The 26,590-nt window shown below is 46.1% G+C and carries 18 protein-coding genes; 17 read left to right on the forward strand and 1 reads right to left on the reverse strand.

The genetic code is table 11. From position 1 onward, the window contains the following. The first annotated feature begins 14 nt into the window (after positions 1 to 14). The 17 genes from rseP to EL262_RS03050 all read left to right on the forward strand — a co-directional run bounded on the left by rseP (position 15) and on the right by EL262_RS03050 (position 23,511). Positions 15 to 1,337, forward strand: coding sequence for an RIP metalloprotease RseP (rseP, locus tag EL262_RS02970; RefSeq protein WP_025837838.1), 1,323 nt, complete (start codon positions 15 to 17; stop codon positions 1,335 to 1,337). Next, on the forward strand, positions 1,338 to 3,800 hold the full coding sequence (locus EL262_RS02975; protein WP_078735606.1) for an endonuclease MutS2: 2,463 nt from the start codon (positions 1,338 to 1,340) through the stop codon (positions 3,798 to 3,800). A 29-nt stretch (positions 3,801 to 3,829) separates the two neighbouring features. Next, on the forward strand, positions 3,830 to 4,390 hold the full coding sequence (locus tag EL262_RS02980) for a DUF4924 family protein (protein WP_025837840.1): 561 nt from the start codon (positions 3,830 to 3,832) through the stop codon (positions 4,388 to 4,390). Further along, positions 4,387 to 5,295 carry a dTDP-4-dehydrorhamnose reductase gene (gene rfbD, locus EL262_RS02985; protein ID WP_025837842.1) on the forward strand — a complete coding sequence of 303 codons (909 nt, stop codon included), beginning with the start codon at positions 4,387 to 4,389 and terminating at the stop codon, positions 5,293 to 5,295. The genes EL262_RS02980 and rfbD overlap by 4 nt, the downstream gene beginning before the upstream one ends. A gap of 29 nt (positions 5,296 to 5,324) precedes the next feature. Then, a complete protein-coding gene (locus EL262_RS02990) occupies positions 5,325 to 6,902 on the forward strand; it encodes a peptide chain release factor 3 (RefSeq protein ID WP_036846192.1) in 1,578 nt (525 codons plus the stop codon). After that, entirely contained in the window at positions 6,902 to 7,891 is a 990-nt protein-coding gene (locus EL262_RS02995) for a hypothetical protein (RefSeq protein WP_078735605.1), read from the forward strand. The genes EL262_RS02990 and EL262_RS02995 overlap by 1 nt, the downstream gene beginning before the upstream one ends. Before the next feature lie 4 nt (positions 7,892 to 7,895). Continuing rightward, complete coding sequence (locus EL262_RS03000) at positions 7,896 to 8,828, forward strand: ion transporter (protein WP_025837847.1); 933 nt, start codon at positions 7,896 to 7,898, stop codon at positions 8,826 to 8,828. A gap of 19 nt (positions 8,829 to 8,847) precedes the next feature. Then, positions 8,848 to 9,657, forward strand: coding sequence for a 3'-5' exonuclease (locus tag EL262_RS03005; RefSeq protein WP_025837850.1), 810 nt, complete (start codon positions 8,848 to 8,850; stop codon positions 9,655 to 9,657). Positions 9,658 to 9,829: 172 nt separating this feature from the next. Further along, positions 9,830 to 10,831 (forward strand): glycosyltransferase family 2 protein, encoded by a 1,002-nt coding sequence (locus EL262_RS03010; protein WP_025837852.1) that lies wholly within the window; start codon positions 9,830 to 9,832, stop codon positions 10,829 to 10,831. 10 nt (positions 10,832 to 10,841) lie between these two features. Further along, the gene (locus EL262_RS03015) at positions 10,842 to 13,349 is read left to right on the forward strand and encodes a YfhO family protein (RefSeq protein ID WP_234983419.1); all 2,508 of its coding nucleotides are present in this window, start codon (positions 10,842 to 10,844) and stop codon (positions 13,347 to 13,349) included. Beyond that, positions 13,346 to 13,708, forward strand: coding sequence for an MmcQ/YjbR family DNA-binding protein (locus EL262_RS03020; protein WP_126464344.1), 363 nt, complete (start codon positions 13,346 to 13,348; stop codon positions 13,706 to 13,708). Before EL262_RS03015 ends, EL262_RS03020 begins: the two co-directional genes overlap by 4 nt. A gap of 3 nt (positions 13,709 to 13,711) precedes the next feature. Further along, entirely contained in the window at positions 13,712 to 14,461 is a 750-nt protein-coding gene (locus tag EL262_RS03025) for a biotin--[acetyl-CoA-carboxylase] ligase (RefSeq protein ID WP_025837859.1), read from the forward strand. 329 nt (positions 14,462 to 14,790) lie between these two features. Continuing rightward, positions 14,791 to 16,026: an ornithine--oxo-acid transaminase gene (gene rocD, locus EL262_RS03030; protein ID WP_025837861.1), complete on the forward strand. Its 1,236-nt coding sequence runs from the start codon at positions 14,791 to 14,793 to the stop codon at positions 16,024 to 16,026. A gap of 22 nt (positions 16,027 to 16,048) precedes the next feature. After that, positions 16,049 to 16,990 (forward strand): citrulline utilization hydrolase CtlX, encoded by a 942-nt coding sequence (gene ctlX / locus EL262_RS03035; RefSeq protein ID WP_025837863.1) that lies wholly within the window; start codon positions 16,049 to 16,051, stop codon positions 16,988 to 16,990. Positions 16,991 to 17,048: 58 nt separating this feature from the next. Further along, positions 17,049 to 18,680, forward strand: a complete 1,632-nt coding sequence (gene pruA, locus EL262_RS03040; RefSeq protein WP_025837865.1) for an L-glutamate gamma-semialdehyde dehydrogenase — start codon at positions 17,049 to 17,051, stop codon at positions 18,678 to 18,680. A 351-nt stretch (positions 18,681 to 19,031) separates the two neighbouring features. Continuing rightward, positions 19,032 to 22,280, forward strand: coding sequence for a S41 family peptidase (locus EL262_RS03045; RefSeq protein WP_420874819.1), 3,249 nt, complete (start codon positions 19,032 to 19,034; stop codon positions 22,278 to 22,280). A 79-nt stretch (positions 22,281 to 22,359) separates the two neighbouring features. Further along, a complete protein-coding gene (locus EL262_RS03050) occupies positions 22,360 to 23,511 on the forward strand; it encodes an IS256 family transposase (RefSeq protein WP_126464345.1) in 1,152 nt (383 codons plus the stop codon). Between the two features lie 152 nt (positions 23,512 to 23,663). Here EL262_RS03050 and gcvP read toward each other — a convergent pair whose 3' ends face one another. After that, positions 23,664 to 26,519, reverse strand: a complete 2,856-nt coding sequence (gene gcvP / locus EL262_RS03055; RefSeq protein ID WP_078735759.1) for an aminomethyl-transferring glycine dehydrogenase — start codon at positions 26,517 to 26,519, stop codon at positions 23,664 to 23,666. Positions 26,520 to 26,590 lie beyond the last annotated feature (71 nt).

The following is a 26,590-nucleotide window of genomic DNA, read 5'->3' on the forward strand; positions in this document are numbered from 1 at the left end:
TTGCACGCAGACATATGAGCATTTTTCTAATCAAAGTACTTCAATTGATCCTTTCACTTGGGATTTTGGTATTTATACATGAGTTAGGTCACTTCCTTTTTGCAAGACTATTCAAGATCAAAGTAGACAAGTTCTACCTCTTCTTTGACCCTTGGTTTTCGATCTTCAAGTACAAGCCCAAAGGTAGTGCTACCGAATATGGCTTAGGATGGTTGCCTCTCGGCGGTTACTGTAAAATAGCAGGTATGGTCGACGAGTCAATGGATACTACAGGGCTCGAAAGCGATCCTCAGCCATGGGAGTTTAGAGCCAAGCCGGCTTGGCAACGCCTGCTCGTGATGCTCGGCGGAGTACTTTTCAACGTCATCTTAGCGATAGCCATCTATTCGGGGATCTCTTACGCTTGGGGTGACACAAAGATCCCAATGCAGAAGATCGATGACAACTTAGTATATTCGAGTGTAGGGCACCGTATGGGGCTCCTCGATGGAGATGCCTTGATCGCTGTGGACAAAGAAGAGATAAAGTACTTCGATGAGTCCGTCCTTACGATGATCGCAAAAGGTAAAACCCTCACTATAAAGAGAGAGGGAAAGCTCCTTGACATTGCAATCCCTTCGGACATCATGAGAGCAATCATCGCTTCCGATAGTGCCTTGTATCGCTTGCGACTTCCGGCAGTGATCGGACAGGTTTTGGAGGAAAGTGAAGCAGAAAAAGCAGGATTGAAGGCAGGTGACAAGATCGTAGGTGTAAACGGAAATTCGATCAAACAAATGGGACTTGTCGCCGCAGAGATATCAAAAAATGCAGGAGACTCCATCTCCCTCTCCATCATCAGAGAAGGAGAGCTCATGAACATCAAAAGTTATGTCGATACGTCTATGGCCGGGTTGGGTGTAATGTTTACAAGCCCTGACCTTATCTTCGGCATGGAGACCGTAAAGTACGGGCTGTTGGAATCCATACCACAAGGCATATCGAGGACAGGTAAAAGGCTTAGCACTTATGTTTCTTCTCTCAAGTATGTCGCCACAAAAGAGGGTGCCTCAAAGATCGGAGGGCTCGGTACGATCGGGAGCTTGTTCCCCGAGAGATTTTCTTGGTTTGAATTTTGGAGCATGACAGCCTTTTTGTCGATCATCCTTGCGGTGATGAACATCCTACCCATCCCGGGGCTGGATGGAGGTCATATTCTCTTCCTCCTATACGAAATGATTACTCGCAGGAAACTGTCTGTCAAGGTACAGGAACGCATACAGATGGCAGGATTGTTCTTCCTACTGTTCCTCATGCTGTACGCCAATGTCAATGACATACGTCGCTTCTTTTTCTAAATGAGGAACAATAGCAGTAGATCAACAAACAAAAAGGAGTGTATCTTCCCTTCGAGTTTTGAAGAGAGACTGGACTTCGGAGTGATCCGAGCAGACCTCAGACGTCTCTGTGACAACGAGGTAAGTCGGCACTTCACAGACCAAATGACGTTCTTGACCGACCCCAAAGAGATCACAGAGCGTCTTACTCAGGTCAAGGAGATGATGCACCTGATGCAATCCGGGAAGGATGTCCCTTCGCTACGATTTGGCGATCTCAAAACTCATATCCATGGGATCAGACCCGAAGGTTCTTTTTTACCTGTCGAAGGAGTTGTCGCCTTGGCTGACTTGCTCAGTGCGTGTGTGGATATCGTCAAGGTGTTCGATCGCCCACAAGATGACGATGATAGCTATCCCACGCTCTCCAAGATAGTATCCGGAATAGACAGTCTGCCCGATATCCGTCGTCGTATTCATAACCTGATTGACGAGGAAGGAAACATAAAGGATACGGCCTCAAAGGAGTTGAGAGAGATTCGTCACGAATTGAGACGTCTCAACAGTTCCATCGGCACAACGATGCAAAGCCTCCTGAAGCATGCTCAGTCTCAGGGTTGGGTAGAGAAAGATGCGCACCCCACGGTGCGAGAAGGAAGACTCCTATTACCGATCGTACCGTCTGCAAAGCGAGAGCTTAAAGGGATTGTACACGATGAGTCTGCTACGGGGCGTACACTTTTTGTGGAGCCGGAGCAATTGGTTGAGATGAACAACAAGATCAGGGAGAAGTTGAGCGAAGAAAAACGCGAAATCACAAAACTCTTGAAGGAATTCACAGGTGTCCTTCGTCCTGAACTGCCTGCTGTCCAACTCAACTGTACGCTCATCGGCGTCCTTGACTTTGCAAAAGCCAAAGCGAGATTGGGAGCAAGACTCAGAGCCATCGTCCCACACCTTACCCCCCACAAGAAAATGGAGTGGTTCGGTGCGAGACATCCTCTTCTCGAACAACACCTCAGGTCCCAAAAGAAAGAGATAGTCCCTCTTGACATCAGACTCTCTCACGAAGATCGTATCCTTGTCATCTCTGGACCGAATGCAGGAGGAAAGTCAGCGACGCTCAAAGCTGTGGGGCTATTACAATATATGCTTCAGTGCGGTCTTCCGATACCGATATTGGATCATTCGACTTGCTGTCTTTTCAAGAAGATATTTCTCAATCTTGGGGATGAACAATCACTCGAAAACGATCTCAGCACGTACTCATCTCACCTGCTCAACATGAAGTATTTTAGTCAAAATGCAGACAAACATACACTCATACTGATTGACGAATTTGGTTCGGGGACAGAGCCGATCATCGGAGGTGCGATTGCGGAAGCTTTACTTAATCGTTTCGTTGAGATTGGTTGCTATGGGATGATCACTACTCACTATGGAAATCTCAAAGACTTCTCTGAGACACACAAAGGGGTGGTCAATGGTGCCATGCTTTTTGACAGACAAGAAATTCGCCCGCTCTATCAGCTCTTCATCGGCAAACCGGGGAGCTCTTTTGCCATAGAGATAGCACGCAAGATCGGTCTCTCCACAGACATCTTGGACTATGCCACAAATCTTGTCGGTACGGACTACGTGATGCAGGACAAGTATCTCCAGGACATCATGAGGGACAAGAAGTATTGGGAAGAGAAGCGGACTAAAATACACAAACAGGAGAAGGAATTAGAACAACTCAAACAAAAACTCAACGAACGTCTGGAAAAGCTCAAAACCGATCGCAAGGAGCTTATCTCCAAGGCTGAAAAAGAGGCTATTCAGATCTTGTCTTCAGCCAATGCTACGGTAGAGAAGACTATACGTGAAATCAAAGAGAAGAAGGCAGAAAAAGAGTCTACTATGGCTCTGAGACGTAAGTTGGAGGAGAAAAAGCAAAATCTACTCAATAACATCACCCAAAAAGAAAAAGCACCCAAAGAAGATAAAACGACCCAAACTGTCACAAAAAAAATAGTGGAAGCCAAGATCGTTGTCGGAGGTAGTGTGACCGTAGAGGGGTCAAACGAAGTCGGCGAGGTCATTGAGCTTATGAAAAATAAGGCTCGTGTAAGAATGGGCAGTTTAGTCATGATACTCCCTATCAGTAAACTCAAACCAAGCATGAGGGAGGCAACGGGGATCATAAAGCGAAAACCGGTAGCTATCGAGAACATGGCAGATGATCGGCGTCTGAACTTCAAGCCTCAACTGGACTGCAGAGGCATGAGGGTGGATGAAGCGATGCAAAGTGTAACCTACTTCATTGATGATGCCATACGTTTTGCCTATTCACCGGTACGTATCCTACACGGTACAGGGACCGGTGCACTGAGAGAAGCTATTCGACAACAGCTATCGGCCATTCCTCTCGTAAAGCGATATAAGGACGAACACGTCGATCTTGGAGGAGCAGGCATTACCGTTGTGGAGTTGGATCTTTGAATAACGACATTTGACAATATAAGATCATTATGTTTGTAGCACAGAAAAAGAGACAAGAGAACATATCTGAGTACATCTTATATATGTTTCAGGTAGAGGACATCATAAGAGCTCTTAATGGAGATGATGAGGCCATCGAGAAGTATGTCTTGAACAACTATAAAAATACCGAAGGTCCCACACAAATTGTTATCGATTGGTACATAACTCTTAAAAATGAGATGGTACTCAATAACCTGATGACTTCGGGACACCTTCCGACGATACAAAATCTCCTTTTCAGGCTGAACACTATCCACCAGCAATTGCTTAAGATGCCCGTGCAGTCCATATATTCGACAGTGTACTATAAAACTTTGCCTGCGATCATTCAACTGCGGTCACTCAGCAATGACACAAAACAAAACGAAATAGAGACTTGCTTTGTCGGTATCTATGGCTATCTCAGCCTAAAGATGCAAGGGAAAGAGGTATCGGCAGAAACCCTTGAGTCAATCAAACAGATCAGTACATTCTTGGCTATTCTTGCAGATAGATTTTGTGAGATAGAGGCCGGTAATATAAAAGTCGATAACGCCACAGAAGTATGAAAAAAAAGAAACAACTCACCGTCTGGCTGACCGGGGCTGGAGGACAACTCGGAAATGCAATCATTCGCAACTTTGGTGAAGTGGAAGGGATCAAATGGTTGCCTACAATAAGAAGTGTTATAGATCTCACCATCCCGGAAGAAGTCGAACGTTTTTTCAACTTCTACAAGCCCGATATTGTTGTCAATGCGGCTGCATTTACAGGTGTTGATGATGCAGAGGTCAATCGCAACGAAGCCATACGACTCAACACCGAACTTCCCGATCAGTTGGCGGCTCTATGTCAACAACACAATAAAATACTTTTTCACTTCAGTACCGATCACGTATTTGGAGGAGAGGGCTGTCCGAAGTCTTCACACCCTTACAAAGAGGAGGATCAACCTTGTCCTGCAAATTTCTACGCAGAGACAAAACTCGAAGGAGAGGCCAGAGTCCTATCCACATGCACTACGGCTTACGTGTGGCGCACAGCATGGTTATACTCCCCTTATGGCAAGAACTTCTACAATATTATCCGTCGCAAAGCTCTCGAGGATGCTAAGTTGAGGGTAGTAAATGATGAGGTTGGCAGTCCGACATCTGCTTTCGGTTTGGCCAAGTCAGTGGTTCGCGTCATTCAAAATATAAAGCAAGGGGATGTGCTCGAATTCGGACTTTACCACTATGCTGATGTCGGAGAAGTCTCAAGGTTTGACTTCGCAAGAGCGATCTTGGATCTAGATACTTTGACCCATAACGTTGAGATCACTCCTTGTAGCCAAAAGGAATATAATACTTTGGCTAATAGACCTCAATATTCGACATTAGACATCAACAAAATCCAAAGCAAGATCACAGATATCTCCCAACCTTGGCAAGAGGCTCTGAAGGAAGTCTATGAGTTGGAACTATCAATGAACTAAGAAAAATATCTACAACATATCATTATATCATGCAGTACAATCAAGCCGAAATATCCAGACGTCGCACTTTTGCCATCATCGCTCACCCTGATGCCGGGAAGACAACACTGACAGAGAAGCTACTCTTGTTTGGTGGTGCAATCCATGTGGCAGGAGCGGTCAAAAGCAATAAAATCAAAAAGACTGCCACTTCAGACTGGATGGAGATAGAAAAACAAAGAGGGATCTCCGTAGCGACTTCTGTGATGGGCTTCAACTATGAGGGCTACAAAATCAACATCCTTGATACTCCCGGTCACCAAGACTTTGCAGAGGATACTTACCGTACGCTGACTGCAGTGGATAGTGTTATCATTGTCATCGATGGAGCTCGTGGTGTGGAGCAACAAACAAAGAGACTAATGGAGGTTTGTCGTATGCGTAAGACCCCTGTAATTGTCTTTGTGAACAAGATGGACAGAGAGAGTCAAGATCCGTTCGACTTGTTGGATGAAATCGAAGAAGAGCTCCAGATCAAGGTTACTCCTCTATCTTGGCCCATCGACTCGGGCGAACGGTTCAAAGGAGTTTACAACATCTATGAGAAGGGGTTAGATATCTACACGCCTAACAAACAAAAAATCTCTGAACGTGTAGAGCTTGACCTCGATAGTGCCCAACTCACAGAATATATCTCAGAAGCTCAAGCAAAGAAGCTAAAAGATGACTTGGAACTCATAAACGAAGTCTACCCCTCACTCGATACCGAACGATACCTAAACGCCGAAGTTGCACCGGTATTCTTTGGTTCAGCACTCAACACTTTCGGGGTAAAGGAGCTCCTCGACTGTTTCGTTCGCATAGCTCCCGCACCACGTGTAACTCAGGCTGAGGAAAGAGCTGTAGATCCATACGAAGAGCCTTTCACAGGATTCATCTTTAAGATCCATGCCAATATGGATCCCAACCACCGCAGTTGTATCGCGTTTGTCAAGATTTGTTCAGGACAATTTGAGCGCAACACAAACTACAAGCACGTACGTCTTGGTAAAAATCTGAAATTCAGTAGCCCGACTGCTTTTATGGCTCAAAAAAAGGAGATTGTCGACAATGCCTTTGCAGGTGATATCATCGGGCTTCCGGATACTGGAAACTTCAAGATCGGAGACACCCTGACATCGGGAGAAAATCTGCATTTCAAAGGCCTACCCAGCTTCTCCCCTGAGATGTTCAAATACATTGAAAATGCGGATCCGATGAAGGCCAAACAGCTCCAAAAAGGGATCGACCAACTCATGGACGAAGGGGTTGCACAACTCTTTACCAGCACATTCAATGGTCGTAAGATCATTGGCACAGTGGGACAACTCCAGTTCGAAGTCATCGAGTATCGCCTACTCCACGAGTACCAAGCACAGTGCCGTTGGGAACCCGTGAGCTTGTACAAGGCTTGCTGGATCTCATCCGACAATCAAGCTGCACTCGAAGATTTCAAGCGGCGCAAGGCGCAATATATGGCTGTGGACATCCACGGTCGTGATGTTTATATGGCTGACAGTGGCTATCTTCTCAACATGGCAAGACAAGACTTCCCTGAGATAGAGTTCCACTTCACCTCGGAATTCTAATGTCCACAATAGTAAATACCGACGTGTGCGACTACTATGACAGGCTTGGCTTAGGTCCACTTTGGGATATTGTCCCTACCCTCTTTCCCAAGACATACATCACAGACCACCTTTTTATTGTGATGTACATATTGATATTGGGATGGAGCGCATATAAATGGTATCAAAAAGGAGTTTCATACAGACTTGCAATCCTCATGCTGTCACCAGCCTTGGTTGTCAGTGTCATACACTTCACTCCGATACTTTTAGTACTACCCATGCTCGTACTTGCTGTTCTGTACCTTCAGACAAGACCCAAGATCAGTGCTGTACTTGTCAGCATAGCGAGTGTGCTAACAATACATCCACTGCTGGGATACTTCCTCATCTTCTTCACCAAGAATAAAAAGGAGTTTGGCATCACAGCCCTGGTAGCCACTATCATCCTGCTTCTTTTGCCACTGACAGTCATGTCTATGGATGCTCTATGGGTCTCTTATAAAGGATGGATAACAGGATTTAGGAGCATCCCGACAGTCGCAGAGTTGCCAAACGAATTTTCAGTCATTCATCTGATTCGAAAATATGAGATATTACCCCCTTGGTTACTCAGACTCTTGGTCATCAATCTCTTTCACATTCAACTCCTGCCATGTCTCAAAGCACGTAAGCTCGAGACTCCACAGAGCTTGTTACCTCTCTTTTCCGGTTCGATTATACTTTTCATCGGCCTTTTCAGTGGTATGAATACCCTCTATACCTCGGTGATCTCAATGTCAGGAACAGTGATTTGGATGTTATTCGGAACTCTCTCCGAAAAGACCAAATATACCCTCGGAGGGGTGACTCTTGGGCTTAGTTACACGGGAATCACTTTGGGGCTCTTTGCCTCAGACACTAACCTTGTGAGCGAACTACTCGTCTTACTACCAATGTCTATCGTGTGGCTTCTCAATGTGTTGGAAATATGGAAATACATATACAAAAACAAAGCTAAAAACGTTTAGTATTATGGACAAATACCGAAACCCACACAAAGAAAGTACACAGAGACACAGACTCTGTATCAATGAGGTAGGGAACTATGGTGAAATGCCATGGTATGATCAACGCAAGCTGTACCGCATTCTCTTTTTCAACGACACTAAGGAAGGATGGAGGTTTGACATCGTGATCCTCACTTTGGTTCTATTGAGTGTCACAGCAGTCTTTATCCATACGATCACCAAGATAGGCACTACCCTTCATCGTTTCCTTTCCATCTTTGAATGGATATGTACCATCCTATTCACGATTGAGTATTGTGTACGTATTTATGCAAGTCTGGAAAAGAGGAAATACATTTTCTCATTCTTTGGTCTCGTAGATCTATTTGCTGTACTACCCAGCTACATAGCCATAGCATTCAGTGGAGCACACTATATGCTCATCCTGCGTAGTGTACGCTTGTTGAGAGTTTTCAAGGTATTACAGATGGGAGCCTTTGTCCGGCAAGGCAAGTTTTTCTCCAAAGCCATTCGGCACAGTTATGAGAAGATCAGCGTCTTCATGCTTTGGATTGCTGTACTTGTATCCCTCCTTGGCACCCTCATGTACATCATCGAAAGCCCGGTTAATCCCAATTACAGTAGCATTCCCAGATCCATATACTGGGCAATGATCACACTCACGACCGTAGGCTATGGGGACATCACACCGATCACACCCTTAGGACAGTTTGTATCTACTGTTGTGATGCTTCTTGGTTACTCCATCATCGCTGTACCGACAGGTATCATCAGTGCCGAAGTGGTCAAGGAGTCTGTCCATGGCAAGACGCACAAAGATCTTTCAGAGCTCGAACCACATGCTTCGGTCTTCTGTCACCACTGTGGACATGAGAGCAATCAACCTCAAGACAATTACTGTGCCATCTGTGGGACACAGTTGATCAAACCCGAGTAGCCCTCATCATCAGAAAGCCATGACTGTACTTATCATCATTCTTGCAATCGGGTTGGTATGGCTACTGTTATCTTCATGGATGAGTAAAAAGGAAGATAAAATAGAACTGCTCCCTATTAACTCCACACAGGTCTCTCAACCTGAGAATCCCTTTTTCCCCCCTAAAGCTCCAAGAGAAGCAAAGATTGAGTTTACTGTGCTTGACATTCAGACCAATGGGCTTATCACCCAAAAAGGGGATATCCCTGATGCGATACAAATCTCATGGTTGCACCTATCGAAGGACTTTCAAGTGATCTCTCACAAAACTCTTCTCATTCGCCAAGAATATCCGGGGAACCCCTCTGCACGTAAAGTTCACAAGATTGACACCCAACAGATCATAGAATATGGGAAAGATGAGTCCGAAGTGAGCAAAATACTTCTTGACAGCATATCAGACACCTCTGTGTTGGTCTTTCATAATGCAGAATTTGATATTCAGGTCCTTTATCGGATGCTGGGACGTCACTATTCAGAAGAAGCTCTCGATACATTGAAGCGAAAAAAGACGATCTGCACCATGCGCTTCGAAGAACACCTTTACGACCAAGAGTTCCGATATTCAAAACTCACTCACCTTGCTCACCGTCTCTCAGACATCCCCTTACCCACCCTGTCAGACCATCCTGTAACCTCTTGGAGAAATGTATGTCTCACTCGCCTCTGTCTGAAAAGGCTCTGCGAACTACACCAAATTTCACATTCATTGCTTCAAACTCTCCTCACGGATTTCGATGTATATCTATCATCACCTTCAGGTTTTCCGCAAGAAGACTGCAAAGCATGAAAATAAACTCTAAACAAGCAAGCGTTTATCATGTGACATATTTGAGAAATTGTCGGCAATCAAACTTTACTCGATAGGACTTACATTTTTCACTCACCACACGGTAAGGATAATACGAGATAACCGAAAAGAAGTATCTTTGTATAGTAAACAAGAGCACTGACAATACGTAATGACACCGAGATATTCCTTTATCATACCACTTTACAACAGACCCGACGAAATCAAAGAATTGTTGGAATCTATTTGTTGTCTTTCAGGCGATATCGATTTTGAGGTTATTGTTGTGGAAGATGGTTCGAAAGTCTCGTCGAAAGAGATAGTGGAGAGTTTTCGGGATCGTATAGAAGTCAGCTACGTGTATCAAGAGAACACGGGACCGGGAGGAGCTCGCAATAAGGGGGCATCTCTGGCTCAAGGAGAGACCCTCATCATCTTGGACTCAGATACGGTGTTACCCACCGAGTATCTCGAAAAGGTAGAACAATCCCGAAGAGAACGCCCTGTCCCTCTTTGGGGAGGTCCGGATCGTGCCAGTGAAGACTTCACTGTCATCCAGAGAGCCATTGATTATAGCATGACTTCCTTTTTCACCACGGGGGGTATCCGAGGCGGAAAGAAGAGACTCGACAAATTCTACCCAAGAAGCTTCAATATGGGGATCGATTGCGAAGTCTATCGATCGGTAGGAGGCTTCAGAGCCATGCGCTTTGGAGAGGATTTGGATCTCAGTATGCGTATCCTTGAAGCGGGATATAGATCTGAGTGTTATGAAGAAGCTTGGCTCTATCACAAGCGTAGAGTCTCATATCGACAGTTTTTCCGACAGGTCTACAATAGTGGGATCGCTCGTATCACTCTCAACAAACTTCATCCGGGGACACTCAAGCTCGTGCATTGGTTGCCGGCACTGTTTGTCCTTGGTCATCTCGTGCTCATTCTTTTGGCTCTTATTCACAACCCTTATTGGCTGATCTTCCCACTCATATATGCACTGTTGATCACCTGCGATCTATTTATCCGTACAGGATGGATGGATCTTGCGGTGCACGGTGTGATTGCTTCTTACGTTCAACTCTTTGGGTATGGATTGGGTTTTTTACACTCGTTCCGTAAGCAAATCCTGATGAGGCAAGGCAACTTCACCAAGTTTGACAAGAATTTCTATGACTAATTTCCAAACAATGAATACACAAGAAGAGATACAAAAAAAGTGGTGGCAACATCGTGTCACACAGACAATAGCAATCGTTATTGCATTTATAGTCATTTCGTTGGCATACTTCTATCCGGCAGTTTTTGAGGGGCGCAAACTCTTTCAGATGGATGGAGCCGGAGCTGCAGGTGTGGCACGTGATGTCGTGGAGGTAAGAGAGAAAACCGGACACTCCCCCCTTTGGACAGGTAGTCAGTTTGGAGGTATGCCGATGTATCAGATCTCTCCCACCTATCCATCGTCAGGTGTTATCAAGGGCATACAAGGCGTCTATCAACTCAAAGTCCCCTTCAATATCCTACCCGGTGAGACTTATCTGATGTTTTTGATGCTCATAGGCTTTTATATCCTTATGAGGGCTTGCCGTGTGCGTCCTCTTCTCTCGGTTTTAGGAGCAATCATGTGGGCCTTCTCCTCTTACTTTATCATCCTGATTGATGCAGGACATATATGGAAGCTGCTTACCCTATCATACATACCACCGACACTCGCAGGTCTTGTACTGGCTTTCCATCATCGCCGATATCTATTCGGTTTTGGGGTAACGGCTCTATTTACCGCACTTCAGATCTACTCGAACCACATACAGATGAGCTACTATTTCGCATTCCTTATGTTTGCGATGGTCATTGCATGGGGTATTGAGGCCTATCGAAACAAAGATTGGAAACACTTCACAAAAGCCTTTACTTCGGTTGTATTGGCAGGTATAGTAGGTGTTGCAATCAACTCGACTAACCTGTACCATACATATAAGTATTCCAAGGAGACGATGCGTGGTGGCAGCGAGCTTACCCTCAACAACTCGTCACAAACGAAGGCACCGGCAAAAAGCAACGGATTAGACAAAGAGTACATCACTCAGTGGAGCTACGGCATTGATGAAATGCTGACGTTCTTGATCCCTGATGCAAAGGGTGGTTTTTCGTCACACATCGGGGTGGAAACTGCATCTATCGGTGCCACAGTACAACATCCACAAGCTTTGCAGTTCATCGCCCAGCAAAACAGATACTGGGGCGATCAGCCATTCACTGCAGGTCCGGTCTATGTGGGCGCATTTGTTCTGACCTTGGCATTCTTCGGCTTCTTCGTGAGCAAAGGGTCGATGAAGTGGGCTCTTGCAGTGGTTACTCTCCTTACCATCATGCTCTCGTGGGGACACAACATGATGTGGCTCACGGATCTGTTTATTGATCACTTCCCGATGTACAATAAGTTCCGAACCGTCTCTTCCATCCTCGTTGTTGCTGAGATGACCATTCCACTCTTCGCTATATGGGGACTATATCTCATAGGACATGATCCACAGATACTGAGAGACAAGAAGGGGGCTACGTATACCTCTTTGATTCTCACCGGAGGAGTTGCTTTGATCATGTGGTTGATGCCCTCACTCAGCGGAGGATTTATCAGCCGCATGGAAGCCTCAGCTTTTGCCAGCTACACAGCACAGCAGCCGGACTTTCAGCTACTTGTCAACGATCTCCAGAGCGTACGTGAAAGCATCTTCAAGGCCGATGCCCTCAGGAGTCTCATCATCATAGCTTTGGGAGCAGGCCTTATTGCCCTACTCTACTTCAAAAAAGTTAATGCAACAGTCGCCTTTGCTCTTATCGGAGCCCTCACATTCATTGATCTCTGGAGTGTGGATAAGCGTTACCTAAACGACAGTAAATATCTCGAAGCTCAGGAAGTAAGTCGACGTGCACATACACGCACTGCTATCGATGATGAAATTCTCAAAGACAAATCCCCACATAGAGTGATGAATCTCACTGTCAGTACCTTCAACGATGCCACGACATCTTATCTCCATAGATCTGTAGGGGGGTATCACGCAGCCAAACTACAACGCTACCAAGACCTCATAGAGGGCTATCTCTCCAAACAGAACACGAATGTCCTCCGTGCTCTCAATACGAAGTACTATATAACCCCCGACTCCACACGCACAAGAGCCATCCTTATCACTGATGACGAAGCATACGGTGCTGCATGGTTTGTCGACCGGATCTACGAAGCCAAGGATGCCAATGAGGAATTTTCAGCCATTGGAAGCCAACCGCTCAATAAGGTTGCAGTACTCGCACCTCCATTTTCAGACAAGGTAAAAGGAATGAGTCTGACACGAGACAGCCTTGCGAGCATATCTCAAACCTCTTATAGCCCCGACCGCATCACCTACAAGGTATCGAGCAAAGCGACGGACAATCTCATAGTCTTCTCAGAAATCTATTATACTGACGGGTGGAATGCAACGATAGACGGCCAAGAAGCTGAGATACTCCGAGCAGACTATGCACTGAGAGCACTGAGAGTACCAGCAGGAGAGCACGAGATCGTCTTCGAGTTCACCCCTCGCAGTGTACGTGCGACCGAACTTATCGCTTACATTGGCACGATAGTCCTCTGTGGCTCGTTCATAGTATTGTTGGTTCTTCACTTTATCAAAAGGAAAAAGGAAAAGAAATGATCACCATCGAAGAAGTCAGAGATATTGCCCTCTCCCTACCCTATGTGACCGAAGAGATGCCATTCGGTCCGGATCATTTAGTCTATAAGGTGGGAGGCAAGATATTTTTGATATTATCTCTGGATGAACCTTACGCTGCAATGAACTTAAAGTGTGATCCCGAAAGAGCCATAGAGCTGAGAATGAGATATGAAGCCGTCCAGCCAGGTTATCACATGAACAAAACACATTGGAATACGATTCGTGGAGACAAGGATATGGACAAAAACTCCGTAATAGCAGAAGTCCACCATTCCTACCGACTTGTCTACGACAAACTCCCCAAAAGGCTCAAGGTTGAGCTGTCCCAAATCGACTGAACAGTGACCATCTATCATATCCAACTGGACGAAGTCCGATCCACAAATTCCTATCTCAAGGCTCTCATCACTGATCGGCCGGACTTGCCTTCTTGGACCGTCGTGTCTACACATAATCAATCCCAAGGCCGAGGTCAAAGAGGCAATAGTTGGGAAAGCGAACCGGGCAAAAACATCACCCTATCGATCCTGCTTCATCCCAATAGATATGATGGGTTCGAGCCTTTTGATCTGAATATATTTGTATCTCTCGGGCTGTGTTCTTTTTTGGACGAGTTTATCCCATCTCAGAGAGTAAAAATCAAATGGCCAAATGACATCTACATCAACGAACACAAAGTAGCAGGTATCCTCATCGAAAATGAATGGATCAATGCCGACCTATCTTCGAGCATTGTAGGCATCGGACTCAATATCAATCAGAAGCTCTTTGTCTCCGATGCACCCAACCCTACTTCTATCGCCCTTGAGACAGGGAACACTTATCCTCTATCTGACATGAGCGAAAGACTACTCTTGCATCTGCAAGAAATCTACAATCAATTACCTTCACATATCACAGAGCTTCGAGAGAATTACCACAGCCGCCTGTTCCGTCGAGATGGGATGACACATGTATTTAGAGACATGGAGGGGCGACGCTTCGATGCTGCAATCATTGGAGTAACACCCGTAGGACAACTATGTCTCCGTCATGTCGAAGACCTTTGCACCTATCAATACGCATTCAAAGAGGTCTCTTTTGTCCTCTGATCCGCCTCACAAACAAAGACATCCCGAATCTTTCTGAAAGTCAATCATAATTTCCCTTCTGCATCACTTCTCCTCATTTTCTGTCAGTCCATGGAATATTTTGGCACACGACAAAAAACAAGTCAGTTAAATCTGAGATAGCTATTACCTTGAAATAAGCTTTGTCCACCATCTCTTTTTACTCGTCTACGACTGTTGGCCATAGATTACACAGTAAGTACATGATTTTCTTGTCCAATCAGATGTTTTTATATATCTTGTAGGGACTTATGCAAAAGCAGAAAAGACATTTATCATAATACTCAAACTATAAAATAGAAACCTAAACTATGCTTAACATTTCACCTAAAGCTCAACAGTTTATTGATCAAGAACATAAATTCGGTGCACATAACTATCACCCCCTCGGTGTCGTCCTATCCAAAGGTAAAGGAGCGTATGTATGGGACGTCGATGGCAAAAAATACTTCGACTTCCTGTCAGCATATTCTGCTGTCAATCAGGGACACTGTCATCCCAAAATTGTGGAAGCCCTGAAAGAACAAGCAGATACACTTTGTCTTACCTCGAGAGCTTTCTACAACGACAGCCTCGGGCCATTTGAGGAATTCATCCATAACTACTTCGGATACGACAAGATGTTGCCCATGAATAGTGGTGCAGAAGCTGTAGAAACGGGGCTTAAGCTAGCCCGTCGCTGGGGCTATCGTGTCAAGAAGATACCTGCAGATCAAGCAATTATCGTTGTCTGTGAAGGTAACTTTCACGGTCGCACGATCAGTATCGTTTCAATGTCGACCGACCCTGATTCGTTCTCGGACTACGGGCCACACACACCGGGCTTCATCAAGGTTCCTTACAACGATCTTTCGGCACTTACAGATGTGATGGAAGAGTACGGTCCTCGTGTGGCAGGTATCCTGGCAGAGCCTATACAAGGTGAGGCCGGAGTGGTTGTGCCCGATGCAGGATATCTTAAGGGTATAGTCGAACTTTGTAAGAAGCACAATGCCCTCTTCATCGCCGATGAAATCCAGACCGGTATAGCTCGCACAGGTAAGATGTTGGCGTGTGACCATGAGGGTGTACGCCCAGATATTGTGCTTCTTGGTAAGGCTATTTCAGGAGGTGTGTTACCTGTGTCATTGGTGCTCGCAGATGACTCAGTGATGCTGACAATCAAGCCGGGAGAACATGGATCGACCTATGGGGGATTTCCACTTGCGTGCAAAGTAGCAACAGCTGCTTTGACTGTGGTAAAAGAAGAAAACATGATGGAGAATGCCGAACGCCTCGGAAAGATCTTCCGTCATGAATTAGAGGCTATTGACAGCCCGTTTATCTCTGTCGTAAGAGGTAAAGGTCTTCTCAATGCTGTGGTCGTCAAGCCTCAAAATGGATACGAAGCATGGAATGTCTGTGAAGTGATGGCAAACAAAGGATTGCTAGCCAAGCCTACACACAGACACATCATTCGATTTGCGCCCCCCTTGTGCATCACAGAGAGTGAGCTCCACGAAGCCATAGGAATCATCAGAGCTGCACTTGAAGAGCTATCTCAATAAAGAATCCACAAGCCACTGCTCTATGGAAAATAAAGCAAAACAGACGACTGATACCGTCTTCATGGTGAGGCCGTACAACTTCACTTTCAATACTCATACTGCTGCAGACAATCATTTTCAGACAGCAGATCCGGAACTCATAGAACGATCGCACGAACTCGCACTCGCAGAGTTTGATGCGTTTGTTTCCCTCCTCAGATCCAATGGAGTGAAGGTAGTGGTGGCAGAGGACACTGCATCACCTGCAACTCCCGACTCGTTGTTCCCCAACAATTGGTTCTCGACGCACGAAGATGGCACGATGATACTCTATCCTATGTATACGGACAACCGCAACAAGGAGAGTTACAAAAATGCACTCTTTCAGACCATAAAGTCAGCTTTCAACCCGACTGCAATCACGGACTTGCGCACATACCGCGAAAGAGGTTTGATGCTTGAAGGTACAGGATGCCTTATTTTGGACAGAGCCAATAAGATTGTCTATGCTTGTCGCTCCGAGCGTATCTCAGAGCCACTACTTGAGATCTTCTGTAACGAAATGGGATATAAGTCGGTGATATTCGATGCCTTGGACAAGGAGGGATTGCCGATCTATCATACCAATGTAATGATGGCATTGGCAGAGAAGTTTGCCGTGATATGTCTCGAATGTATCAGAGATGATCATCAAAGAGCCATGATACTCGATAGTCTCAAAAGTACAGGACACGACATTATAGAGATTTCGTTGGATCAAGTATATAAATATGCAGGGAACATGCTCTCTGTGAGGACACATGACACCGGCTATCCTCTAATGGTCATGTCACGCCAAGCTTATGATAGCCTGACACCTGATCAGGTACGACACATAGAGAGTTACGCTCGGATACTTGCTCCATCCTTGATTACGATAGAGACACTTGGCGGAGGATCTGCAAGGTGTATGATGGGCGAGATCTACAAGCACTCGCAACAATAAAACCGAATTATCAGTTATAGTGTCAAAAGAACTTCAACAAATAAGTAAACTTTATATTATGGACAACATTTTATACGCATTTGAAAGACCCGTAAACGAACCCGTGAAGTCTTATGCTCCGGGAACAAAGGAGAGAGAGCTGCTGAAAGCTGCTGTCTCGAAATGGGAAACTCAAGAGATCGAAATCCCCCTCATCATCGATGGCAAAGAAGTACGCACAGGTGATGTGGGAAAGGTCGTGATGCCTCACAACCACAAGAAAGTCATCGCCACCTATCACAAGGCCGGTCCTAAGGAAGTAAAGGCTGCTATCAAAGCGGCTAATAAAGCGCATAAGGAATGGTCTAAGATGCCTTGGTTGGAGCGTGCCTCTATCATGATGAGACTTGCCGAGCTATGTGCCGTCAAGTACCGTTATGACCTCAATGCTTCTGTCATGGTCGGGCAGTCCAAAAATCCCATGCAGGCTGAGATCGATGCTCCATGTGAGATGATCGACTTCTTGAGATTCAGTGCGTACTATGCCGGCAAGATATATGCTGAACAACCCCTTTCGGAGCAAGGAGTATTCAACCGTTTGGAATACCGCCCACTCGAAGGGTTTGTCTTCACACTCACGCCTTTCAACTTCACTTCTATTGCTGCCAATCTCAACCTCGCTCCTGCGATGATGGGTAACACTTGTGTATGGAAGCCTTCGACCACCTCTCTTCACTCAAACTACTTCCTCATGAAGCTCTTCGAAGAGGCTGGCCTTCCTGCAGGGGTTGTCAACTTCGTACCCGGTCAAGGTAGTGTGATCGGTAAGGAGATACTCGCAGATCCATCACTTGCAGGCTTCCACTTCACCGGCTCTACCGGTACATTCAATGCGCTATGGCAAGGTATTGGTAACAATATCTCAAACTATCGCTGCTATCCCAAAATTGTGGGTGAGACCGGCGGTAAGAACTTTGTCCTCGCCCATCCATCGGCAGATCCGAGAGAAGTGGCTGTGGCTCTCGCTCGTGGTGCATTCGAGTATCAGGGTCAGAAGTGTTCGGCAGCCTCTCGCGCTTACCTTCCTAAATCTCTCTGGAAAGAGATCAAGGGACTTCTTGAAGAGATGCTTTCGAGCATGAAAATGGGAGATGTCAATGACTTCTCTAACTTCATCAATGCTGTAATCGACGAGGCTTCGTTTGACAACATCAAGAGCTTCATCGACCATGCGAAGAAAGCGAGTGATGCGAAGGTCGTCATCGGCGGCAAATGCGACAAAAGTGTCGGCTACTTCGTACAACCTACCGTCATCGAGACAACCAATCCTACATATAAGAGTATGGTCGAAGAGATCTTCGGGCCTGTACTCACAGTATATGTATACGAAGACAATGAATTTGCGAAGGTCCTCAAGCTCGTGGACACATCTACAGCTTATGGTCTCACCGGCTCTATCTTCTCTCGTGACAGATATGCGATTACAGAAGTCATGGATGCATTGAGATACTCTGCCGGAAACTTCTATATCAATGACAAGCCCACCGGAGCTGTCGTAGGTCAGCAACCATTTGGAGGTTCTCGTGCATCGGGAACCAACGACAAGGCTGGCGGACCTCTCAATCTCCTCAGATGGGTCAACCCTCGCAACATCAAGGAAACATTCTTGTCTCCCACTGAGTACACTTACCCATTCGTCATGCCCGAGTAATGAATTGGGAAGAAGTCTCACAAGGTTTATCTAACCGACAGGACTGACACCACGATATAGGGGTGAGAGTAGTGTCTTTGGACATTTACTCTCACCCTTTGTATATATGGAGACACAATACATTTATAATCAAACAAATACCAATTTTATTAACCTGAGCCTGATATAAGAACAAGCATCAAGACAAAGGTCAAGAAGAGGGGCATCAAGTTATTCGTTACATCAGACCTCTCAACTTGAAAAGATACAGCCTTTGACTTACGGTCAGTGGCCATCTTTGACATTGAAATAAACACAGAGCCTGTCACGAAGATAAGACCTCACTAATGCCTGTCCTTAAATCATACGCTCATGCAACCACTAAAAATGATGTCACCAAAGATCATCTTAAGCCTTTTGGCCGGGGTAGCTATCTCCGGCGAAGTGGTGGCGCAAGAGACACCACAATGGGTACGACACACCGCACTCTCTCCCGACGGTAAGGTCATCGCATTCACCTACAAAGGAGACATTTTCACTGTCCCTACTCAGGGTGGACGTGCTACCCAAATAACATCACACTCTGCACACGACACTCAACCCGTATGGAGCCCCGATGGGACAAAACTTGCTTTTGCATCGGATAGAGAAGGCTCTTTCGATGTATATGTAACCTCCAGAGAAGGTGGTACGGCAAGGCGTCTGACTTTCAACAGTGTCGGCGAACGCCCCGTAGCTTTCAAAGACAATGAGCATCTAATCTTCGATGCAAATATCCGCCCAGACACACAAATGGGGATATTTCCCTACCGTAACTTCACACAGCTTTACAGCATCTCGGTATCGGGAGGTCGTCCAACCATGTTCAGTGCCCTCTCTATGATCGAGCCTTCGCTCAAAGGGGATAAAATACTCTATACCGATATCAAAGGATATGAAGACCCTTTCCGCAAACATCATACCTCATCCATCACCAGAGACATTTGGCTTTATGAGAAGGGTAAAGGTCATAGAAAGTTGACGTCCTTCAAGGGCGAGGATCGCAATGCGTTGTGGTTAGCCAATGAGGAAGCCTTTTACTACACATCAGAGCAAGATGGCACGTTCAATATTTACAAGAGACCTATCAATGACGGAACGCCTATCCAGTTGACCACATACAAGGATCATCCGGTGAGGTATGTCTCCACAGATAACGCCGGCAACTTGGCTTACTCTTGGAATGGACAATTGTATTATCTCCCCAAGGGTGGTAAGCCATCGAAGGTCGCAATACAAGTGTATTCAGACAACGCTCCGATGGACACACGCACCATCAAGTTCTCCAACGGTGCAACAGAGATGGCTCTATCTCCGGACAACAAGGAGATTGCGATCGTCGTAAGAGGAGAAGTCTTTGTGACCTCTGTCGAATACAACACTACCAAGCGCATCACAAACACTCCCCAACAGGAGCGAAGTGTGGTATTCAGCCCGGATGGTCGTAAGCTCGTATATGCCGCTGAGCGTGATGGCAAATGGGATATTTTCATGAGTGAGTTAGTAAACAAAGATGATCAAGGGTTTACCTATGCTCGAGAACTTAAAGAAACAAAGCTCACAGACGATGCAAAGCCTTCTTTCGATCCAAAGTTCAGCCCAAACGGCGAAGAAATTGCCTTCCTCAGAGACCGCACAAGTATCGTAGTGCTCAACCTGAAGAGTAAGCGCGAGCGTGTAGTCATGGATGGTAAATACAATTATTCGTATGCGGACGGTGACCAGTGGTTCGAGTGGAGCCCTGATGGAAAGTGGATCGTAACCGACTACATCGGCATCGGAGGATGGAACAACAAGGATGTTGCTCTTATAAAAGCAGACGGCTCAGGAGAAACACATAACCTCACACAGAGTGGTTATTCTGACACAAACGGAAAGTTTGTACTCGGAGGTAAAGCAGTAGCGTTCTTCTCGGACAGAGCAGGCTATCGCAGTCATGGTAGCTGGGGCTCCGAACAAGACTTGTACATGGCATTCTTGGATCAAGAGGCTTTCGATCACTTCAATCTATCCAAGGAGGAGCGTGAACTCATAACACCAAAGAAGAAAGAGGAGAAGAAAGAAGACACAAAGCAAAAGAAAAGTAAGAAGAGTAAGGCTAAGAAGGTCGAAGAAAAGCCCGTCAAAGCACCATTCACATTCAATTTCGATGGTCTTGACTATCGTACCGTACGTATGACCAGAGCTTCGGGCAGTCAGTCTGACTTTGTCATGGACTCAAAGGGCGAGAAGTTGTACTATATCGCACACTTCGACAATGCAAGCAACCTCTATGAAGTAGACCTCGTCGCGAAGTCAACAAAGGTCCTTCTCCCCAATGTAGCAATGGGCTCGCTCACTCTCGGCAAGGATGACAAGACTCTCTATGTCATTACATTCAAAGGCATACAGAAGATCGAAGGAGGCAAGCCTAAGGCGATTACCTATGATGCCAACTTTGACTATAAACCTGAAGAGGAGCGAGAGTATATCTTCAACCACGTCGTGAAACAAGTCGAAGATAAGTTCTACGATCCGAACCTCCACGGTGTAGATTGGAAGATGTACGCAGATAACTATCGTAGCCAGCTACCTTATATCAATAATAAGCATGACTTTGCTGATCTTCTTTCAGAACTTCTCGGCGAACTCAATGCATCTCATACCGGTGCTCGCTATGCCGCCCGTGGCTCATCGACCCCAACAGCATCTTTCGGTGTCTTCTACGATGAGACGCACAAGGGGGATGGTCTCAAGATCAAAGAAATCATGAAAGGTGGTCCTCTCGACAGATCTAAGACCATAGCTCGTGAAGGTGTAATCATACTAAACATCGATGGCGAGACAATCACTGCAAACACCCCTATCGAAAAGTATCTCAACGGCAAAGTTGGTAATCGTGTACTCGTGACGTTCTTAGACCCGAGAACCGGCAAGAAAGCAGACGAATACATAAAACTCATTTCACAAAGTAGTGAGTCAGCCCTACTCTATCGTCGTTGGGTAGCTCAACGTGCAGAGATGGTGAAGAAGTGGTCAAACGATAAGATCGCTTACATCCATATCGAAGGGATGGATAGCAGGTCTTTCCGCCAGACTTACAAAGATCTGCTTGGTAAATATCGCCATTGTGATGCTGTCGTTATCGATACTCGTTTCAACGGCGGTGGTTGGCTCCACGAAGACCTTGTCATCCTCTTGACAGGTAAGGAATATGGCCGATTTACCCCTCGTGGCCGCTATATCGGTAGTGACCCATTCGCACAATGGACCAAACCTTCTGCTGTCCTTATGGGCGAAGGGAACTACTCGAATGCTCATGGCTTCCCCGTCGTATATAGAGAAATGGGTATCGGTAAACTCATCGGAGCACCCGTGCCTGGCACAATGACCGCCGTATGGTGGGAAAGACAGATCGATCCATCCATTGTTTTCGGAATTCCTCAAGTGACAGTAACCGACTCCAAAGGCACAGTGCTCGAAAATACACAGCTCGAACCCGACATTACTGTATATAATACCCCCGAAGAGTATCTACACAACGAGGATACCCAACTCAAAACTGCTGTCAAGGAGCTGATGTCTAACACAAAAAAGAGGTAATAACGATACTGTCCTAAAAAAGTGTGTAAGCCCCATTAGTCCTTAACTTTGAGGTAAGAAAAAAATAAACCTAAGAACAATGGAGCTTACAACAACACAAAAGTCGGCATTTATTTCTGAAATGCTATCATCAGAGGCAGGTATTAACGAACTTATCCGTGTACTATTGGACACCTTCTCGAAGCAAGAACGTGCTCTCTTTGTCGAAGAGCATGAGGGTGAACAATGCAATGGTTTCCGTCCTCGTCGATGGCGAGGCTACGGCTGTAGCTTTGAATTACGGATTCCTCGAACACGTTCGGGGAATTTCCAACCCCTGATTTTGGGAATCCTTTCCAGCCAAGAGAGCGAACGAGCCTTGTTGTTTCACGAGCTTTATACCCGAGGCCTTTCGTGCGAAGACATTGGTTCGGTGTGCGAACGGATCTACGGCTATCACTATAGCAAGCAGCAAGTCAGTTATCTCACCAACACGAGTAAAGAGGAGATCTACAAGTGGTTGGAACGCCAACTGTCGCCCCACTATTTGGCGGTGTACATCGATGCTACCTTTGCCTACACACGGCGGGATGATCGTGTGGCTCAGGAAGCCTATTACACGATGTTGGGGTTGCTTCCTGACGGTAGTCGGGAGGTGCTTTGTGTGGTGAATCATCCCACGGAAGGAGCGTTGAATTGGGAGGCAGAGTTGAAAGCCCTCAAAACACGTGGAGTCGAACGTATAGACCTGATCATCTCAGATGCTTTACAAGGGATTGAACGAGCCATCGCCTCGGCTTTCCCTCACTCCTCCCATCAGCTGTGTGTCGTTCATTTCAAGCGTCACGCACTTAATGCCGTATCGAAGAGGGACAAGGATCGGATGAGGCAGGAGTTGGAAGACTTGTTTCCGATCTCGGGTACAAGTCTTACACCCATCAAGGCATTTGAGAAATTGTGTACATTTGCAGAACGTTGGGGGAAAAGCTACCGGAGCCTGCTCTCCTTGTCGGCACCTCGCAATATAAACTACTTCACCTACCTGATGTTCCCGGAGGGTGTTCGTCGTATGATTTACTCGACGAATTGGGTGGAGCGTCTCAATCGCAGCTATAAGCGTACGCTGCGTATGCGTGGGGCTCTACCCTCGGCTGATGCCGTCGTCTTTCTCTTGGGCTCTGTAGCCCGAGAAATGACCGAAAGGACTTACGCAAGGAGGTTACCCTATTTCCAAGAGTGGAGCACCAAATAAATGAGTAATGAGTAATAACACGAAAAACTCAAAGTTTTTTTCCCCTGGGGCATGCCCCAGGGGAAAAAGTGTGTAAGCCCCCAATAGCAGGAAAAAGGCAGATAGGAGTAAACCCTACCTGCCTTTTGATCTATTTTTTGTTGCTATGCAGCTTACTCATTCCATACACAGCAAGCAAGAGAAGCCACCAAATTGCGGTCACCAAAGCCGTTGTCGATACGGCTGACATTGATCCAGAACTTGTTCTCCTTGAGATATTCAAGAGGGAATGCCGCCTTCGAACGTGGATAAGCATGTGTCCATTCGTCTGCAACCACTTCGTATTGTGGGTGTGGAGCATTCTTAAGAACATTATCCTCTTTATCAGCCTTACCATCGATGACCTCCTGGATCTCTTGTCTGATCTTAGTCATCACTGCGATGAAGCGATCAAGTTCGGCAAGACTTTCACTCTCTGTTGGCTCAATCATGAGTGTGCCATGAACGGGGAATGATAAGGTTGGTGCGTGATACCCAAAGTCCATGAGACGTTTAGCGATATCACTTTCATCGATATTACTCATTTCCTTAATCTTACGACATTCAAGAATGAGTTCATGCCCTACACGTCCTTGTGTACCGGTATATACGATACCATATTCCTTTTCAAGGAAAGCAGCCATGTAGTTGGCATTAAGGATTGCAACGGCTGTCGAACGCTTCAAACCAGCTTCACCAAGAAGTCTGATATATGCGTAAGTGATACCGAAGACGACAGCACTACCGAATGGTGCTGCAGACACAGGAATACGATCATCCCCATACATAACAGAGTGTGAAGGGAGATATGCTTCCAAGTGCTTAGCCACACAGATGGGGCCTACACCGGGACCACCACCACCATGAGGGATAGCAAAGGTCTTATGTAGATTCAAGTGACAGACGTCAGCACCGATAAATCCGGGATTGGTGTATCCTACTTGTGCATTCATGTTTGCACCGTCCATATAGACCTGACCACCACAATCGTGAACAATCTGGCAAAGTTCGCGGATCTCAGGCTCAAAGATACCGTGTGTAGATGGATAAGTGATCATCGTACCTGCAAGACGATCCTTGTTTTCATGAGCCTTCTTGCGGAAGTCTTCAACATCAATGTTACCATTCTCGTCACAAATGGTCGTCACGGTCTTGTAGCCACACTGAACTGCACTTGCAGGATTTGTACCGTGAGCAGACGATGGCAACAGGATAATGTCTCTGTGTCCCTGACCGTTCGCCTTGTGGTATTCCATGATGGTACGAAGGCCGGCATACTCACCCGACGCCCCTGAATTAGGCATCAAACAAACAGCAGGAAGCCCTGTGATCTCTCCAAGGAGAGACTTTAGTGTATCGAGCATTTCGATATAACCCTCGGTCTGGTCTTCGGGAGCATAAGGGTGCATCAGTGCAAATTGGGGGTTGCTTAGGATGAAGAGTTCTGAAGCCGCATTAAGCTTCATTGTACAAGACCCCAAAGAAATCATAGAGTGAGCAAGAGATATATCCTTACGTTCAAGTCTCTTGATGTATCTCATGAGCTCAGTCTCTGTATGATAGCTGTTGAAGACTTCGTAAGTAAGGAAGTCTGATGTCCTCTTCAAGCCACCTTCGATACCATTCCACTCAGATGGCACATCCACAGTAGGAACAGTCTCAATACCCTTACCTTGCGCAAAGATATAGAGAAGTGTACCCAGGTCAGTCTCCTGTGTTGTTTCGTCAAGGCTGATACCGATCGCGCCATTCTTGAAGTAACGAAGATTCACACGACAGTCAAGTGCTGTTGACTTGATTGCCTCACGTTCTACCTCACTGATGTTGGAGATATAAAGGGTGTCAAAGAAAAGCTTATTCTCTTGCTTATAACCAAGGTCTTCGAGCTTTTCGGCCAAAAGTACTGCATAAGTGTGGATACGACCTGCTATGTCTCTCAAGCCTTTAGGGCCATGATAGACGGCATACATACCGGCCATCGAAGCCAAGAGTGCTTGCGCTGTACAGATGTTTGATGTTGCCTTTTCTCTTTTAATATGCTGTTCTCTCGTTTGGAGCGCAAGTCTGTATGCAGGCTTACCATAAGTATCCTTTGAGAGTCCAACGATACGGCCGGGAATATAACGCTTGAAATCATCAAGAGCTGAAAGATAACCTGCCGATGGACCTCCGAAATACATCGGGATACCAAATCGTTGAGTTGTACCGAACACGATGTCTGCTCCCCATTCTCCGGGAGGTGTGAGGAGGACAAGAGAAAGTAGATCCGCTGCGACTGCCACCTTGATCTCTGCAGCCTTTGCCTTTTCGGTGAACGCCTTGTAGTCGAAGATCTCACCTCTTTCGTTAGGATATTGGAGGACTACACCAAAATAGTCTGCACCGAAGTCAAAAGACTCCAATGAGCCGACGACGACTTCCACATCCCAAGGCTCACAACGTGTCATGATCACCTTCAATGTAGACTCATATACATCATCCGCCACGAAGAGCTTCGCTGCATTCTTCTTTGCACGGCTGCGAGTGTTCAACATCATTGCGGCAGCTTCAGCACCGGCAGTGGCTTCGTCAAGGAGAGAGCAGTTGGTGAGAGGAAGAGCAGTGAGATCAGTGATCATCGACTGGAAGTTGAAGAGAGCTTCGAGACGCCCCTGAGAGATCTCAGCCTGATATGGAGTGTAAGAAGTATACCAAGCCGGATTTTCGAGGATATTACGCTGGATCGGAGCAGGGGTACAAGTGTCGTACCATCCCATACCGATGTATGACGAGAAGACCTTATTCTTAGCACCAAGTTCGTTGATGTGCTCGATAAGTTCGCGTTCGGTCATTGGTTCAGGGAGATTGAGAGGAGCATCGAGGAAGATGTTTGAAGGCATGGTCTGCTTCATTAGTTCTTCGATACTTTTCACTCCGATCTTATCCAACATTACTTTCTCATCATCAGGGCTTATCCCGATGTGTCTGATTGAAAAGTCGTTTGTGTTCATCTGTTTATGCGGTTATTATTAGTTGATTTATTCTCATAGTTTATTAACTGATGACGAAGGCAAAATGTTTA

This window comes from Porphyromonas cangingivalis (assembly GCF_900638305.1).
Lineage (GTDB): Bacteria > Bacteroidota > Bacteroidia > Bacteroidales > Porphyromonadaceae > Porphyromonas_A > Porphyromonas_A cangingivalis.

What these genes read in the sequence shown, in the direction of transcription:
- rfbD (WP_025837842.1), top strand. Translation starts at nt 4,387, where the DNA reads ATGAAAAAAAAGAAACAACTCACCGTCTGGCTGACCGGGGCTGGAGGA.
- EL262_RS02975 (WP_078735606.1), top strand. Translation starts at nt 1,338, where the DNA reads ATGAGGAACAATAGCAGTAGATCAACAAACAAAAAGGAGTGTATCTTC.
- EL262_RS03005 (WP_025837850.1), top strand. Translation starts at nt 8,848, where the DNA reads ATGACTGTACTTATCATCATTCTTGCAATCGGGTTGGTATGGCTACTG.
- EL262_RS03045 (WP_420874819.1), top strand. Translation starts at nt 19,032, where the DNA reads ATGCAACCACTAAAAATGATGTCACCAAAGATCATCTTAAGCCTTTTG.
- EL262_RS03020 (WP_126464344.1), top strand. Translation starts at nt 13,346, where the DNA reads ATGATCACCATCGAAGAAGTCAGAGATATTGCCCTCTCCCTACCCTAT.
- EL262_RS03000 (WP_025837847.1), top strand. Translation starts at nt 7,896, where the DNA reads ATGGACAAATACCGAAACCCACACAAAGAAAGTACACAGAGACACAGA.
- EL262_RS02980 (WP_025837840.1), top strand. Translation starts at nt 3,830, where the DNA reads ATGTTTGTAGCACAGAAAAAGAGACAAGAGAACATATCTGAGTACATC.
- ctlX (WP_025837863.1), top strand. Translation starts at nt 16,049, where the DNA reads ATGGAAAATAAAGCAAAACAGACGACTGATACCGTCTTCATGGTGAGG.
- EL262_RS02990 (WP_036846192.1), top strand. Translation starts at nt 5,325, where the DNA reads ATGCAGTACAATCAAGCCGAAATATCCAGACGTCGCACTTTTGCCATC.
- EL262_RS02995 (WP_078735605.1), top strand. Translation starts at nt 6,902, where the DNA reads ATGTCCACAATAGTAAATACCGACGTGTGCGACTACTATGACAGGCTT.
- EL262_RS03050 (WP_126464345.1), top strand. Translation starts at nt 22,360, where the DNA reads ATGGAGCTTACAACAACACAAAAGTCGGCATTTATTTCTGAAATGCTA.
- EL262_RS03010 (WP_025837852.1), top strand. Translation starts at nt 9,830, where the DNA reads ATGACACCGAGATATTCCTTTATCATACCACTTTACAACAGACCCGAC.
- rocD (WP_025837861.1), top strand. Translation starts at nt 14,791, where the DNA reads ATGCTTAACATTTCACCTAAAGCTCAACAGTTTATTGATCAAGAACAT.
- rseP (WP_025837838.1), top strand. Translation starts at nt 15, where the DNA reads ATGAGCATTTTTCTAATCAAAGTACTTCAATTGATCCTTTCACTTGGG.
- EL262_RS03015 (WP_234983419.1), top strand. Translation starts at nt 10,842, where the DNA reads ATGAATACACAAGAAGAGATACAAAAAAAGTGGTGGCAACATCGTGTC.
- pruA (WP_025837865.1), top strand. Translation starts at nt 17,049, where the DNA reads ATGGACAACATTTTATACGCATTTGAAAGACCCGTAAACGAACCCGTG.
- gcvP (WP_078735759.1), bottom strand. Translation starts at nt 26,519, where the DNA reads ATGAACACAAACGACTTTTCAATCAGACACATCGGGATAAGCCCTGAT.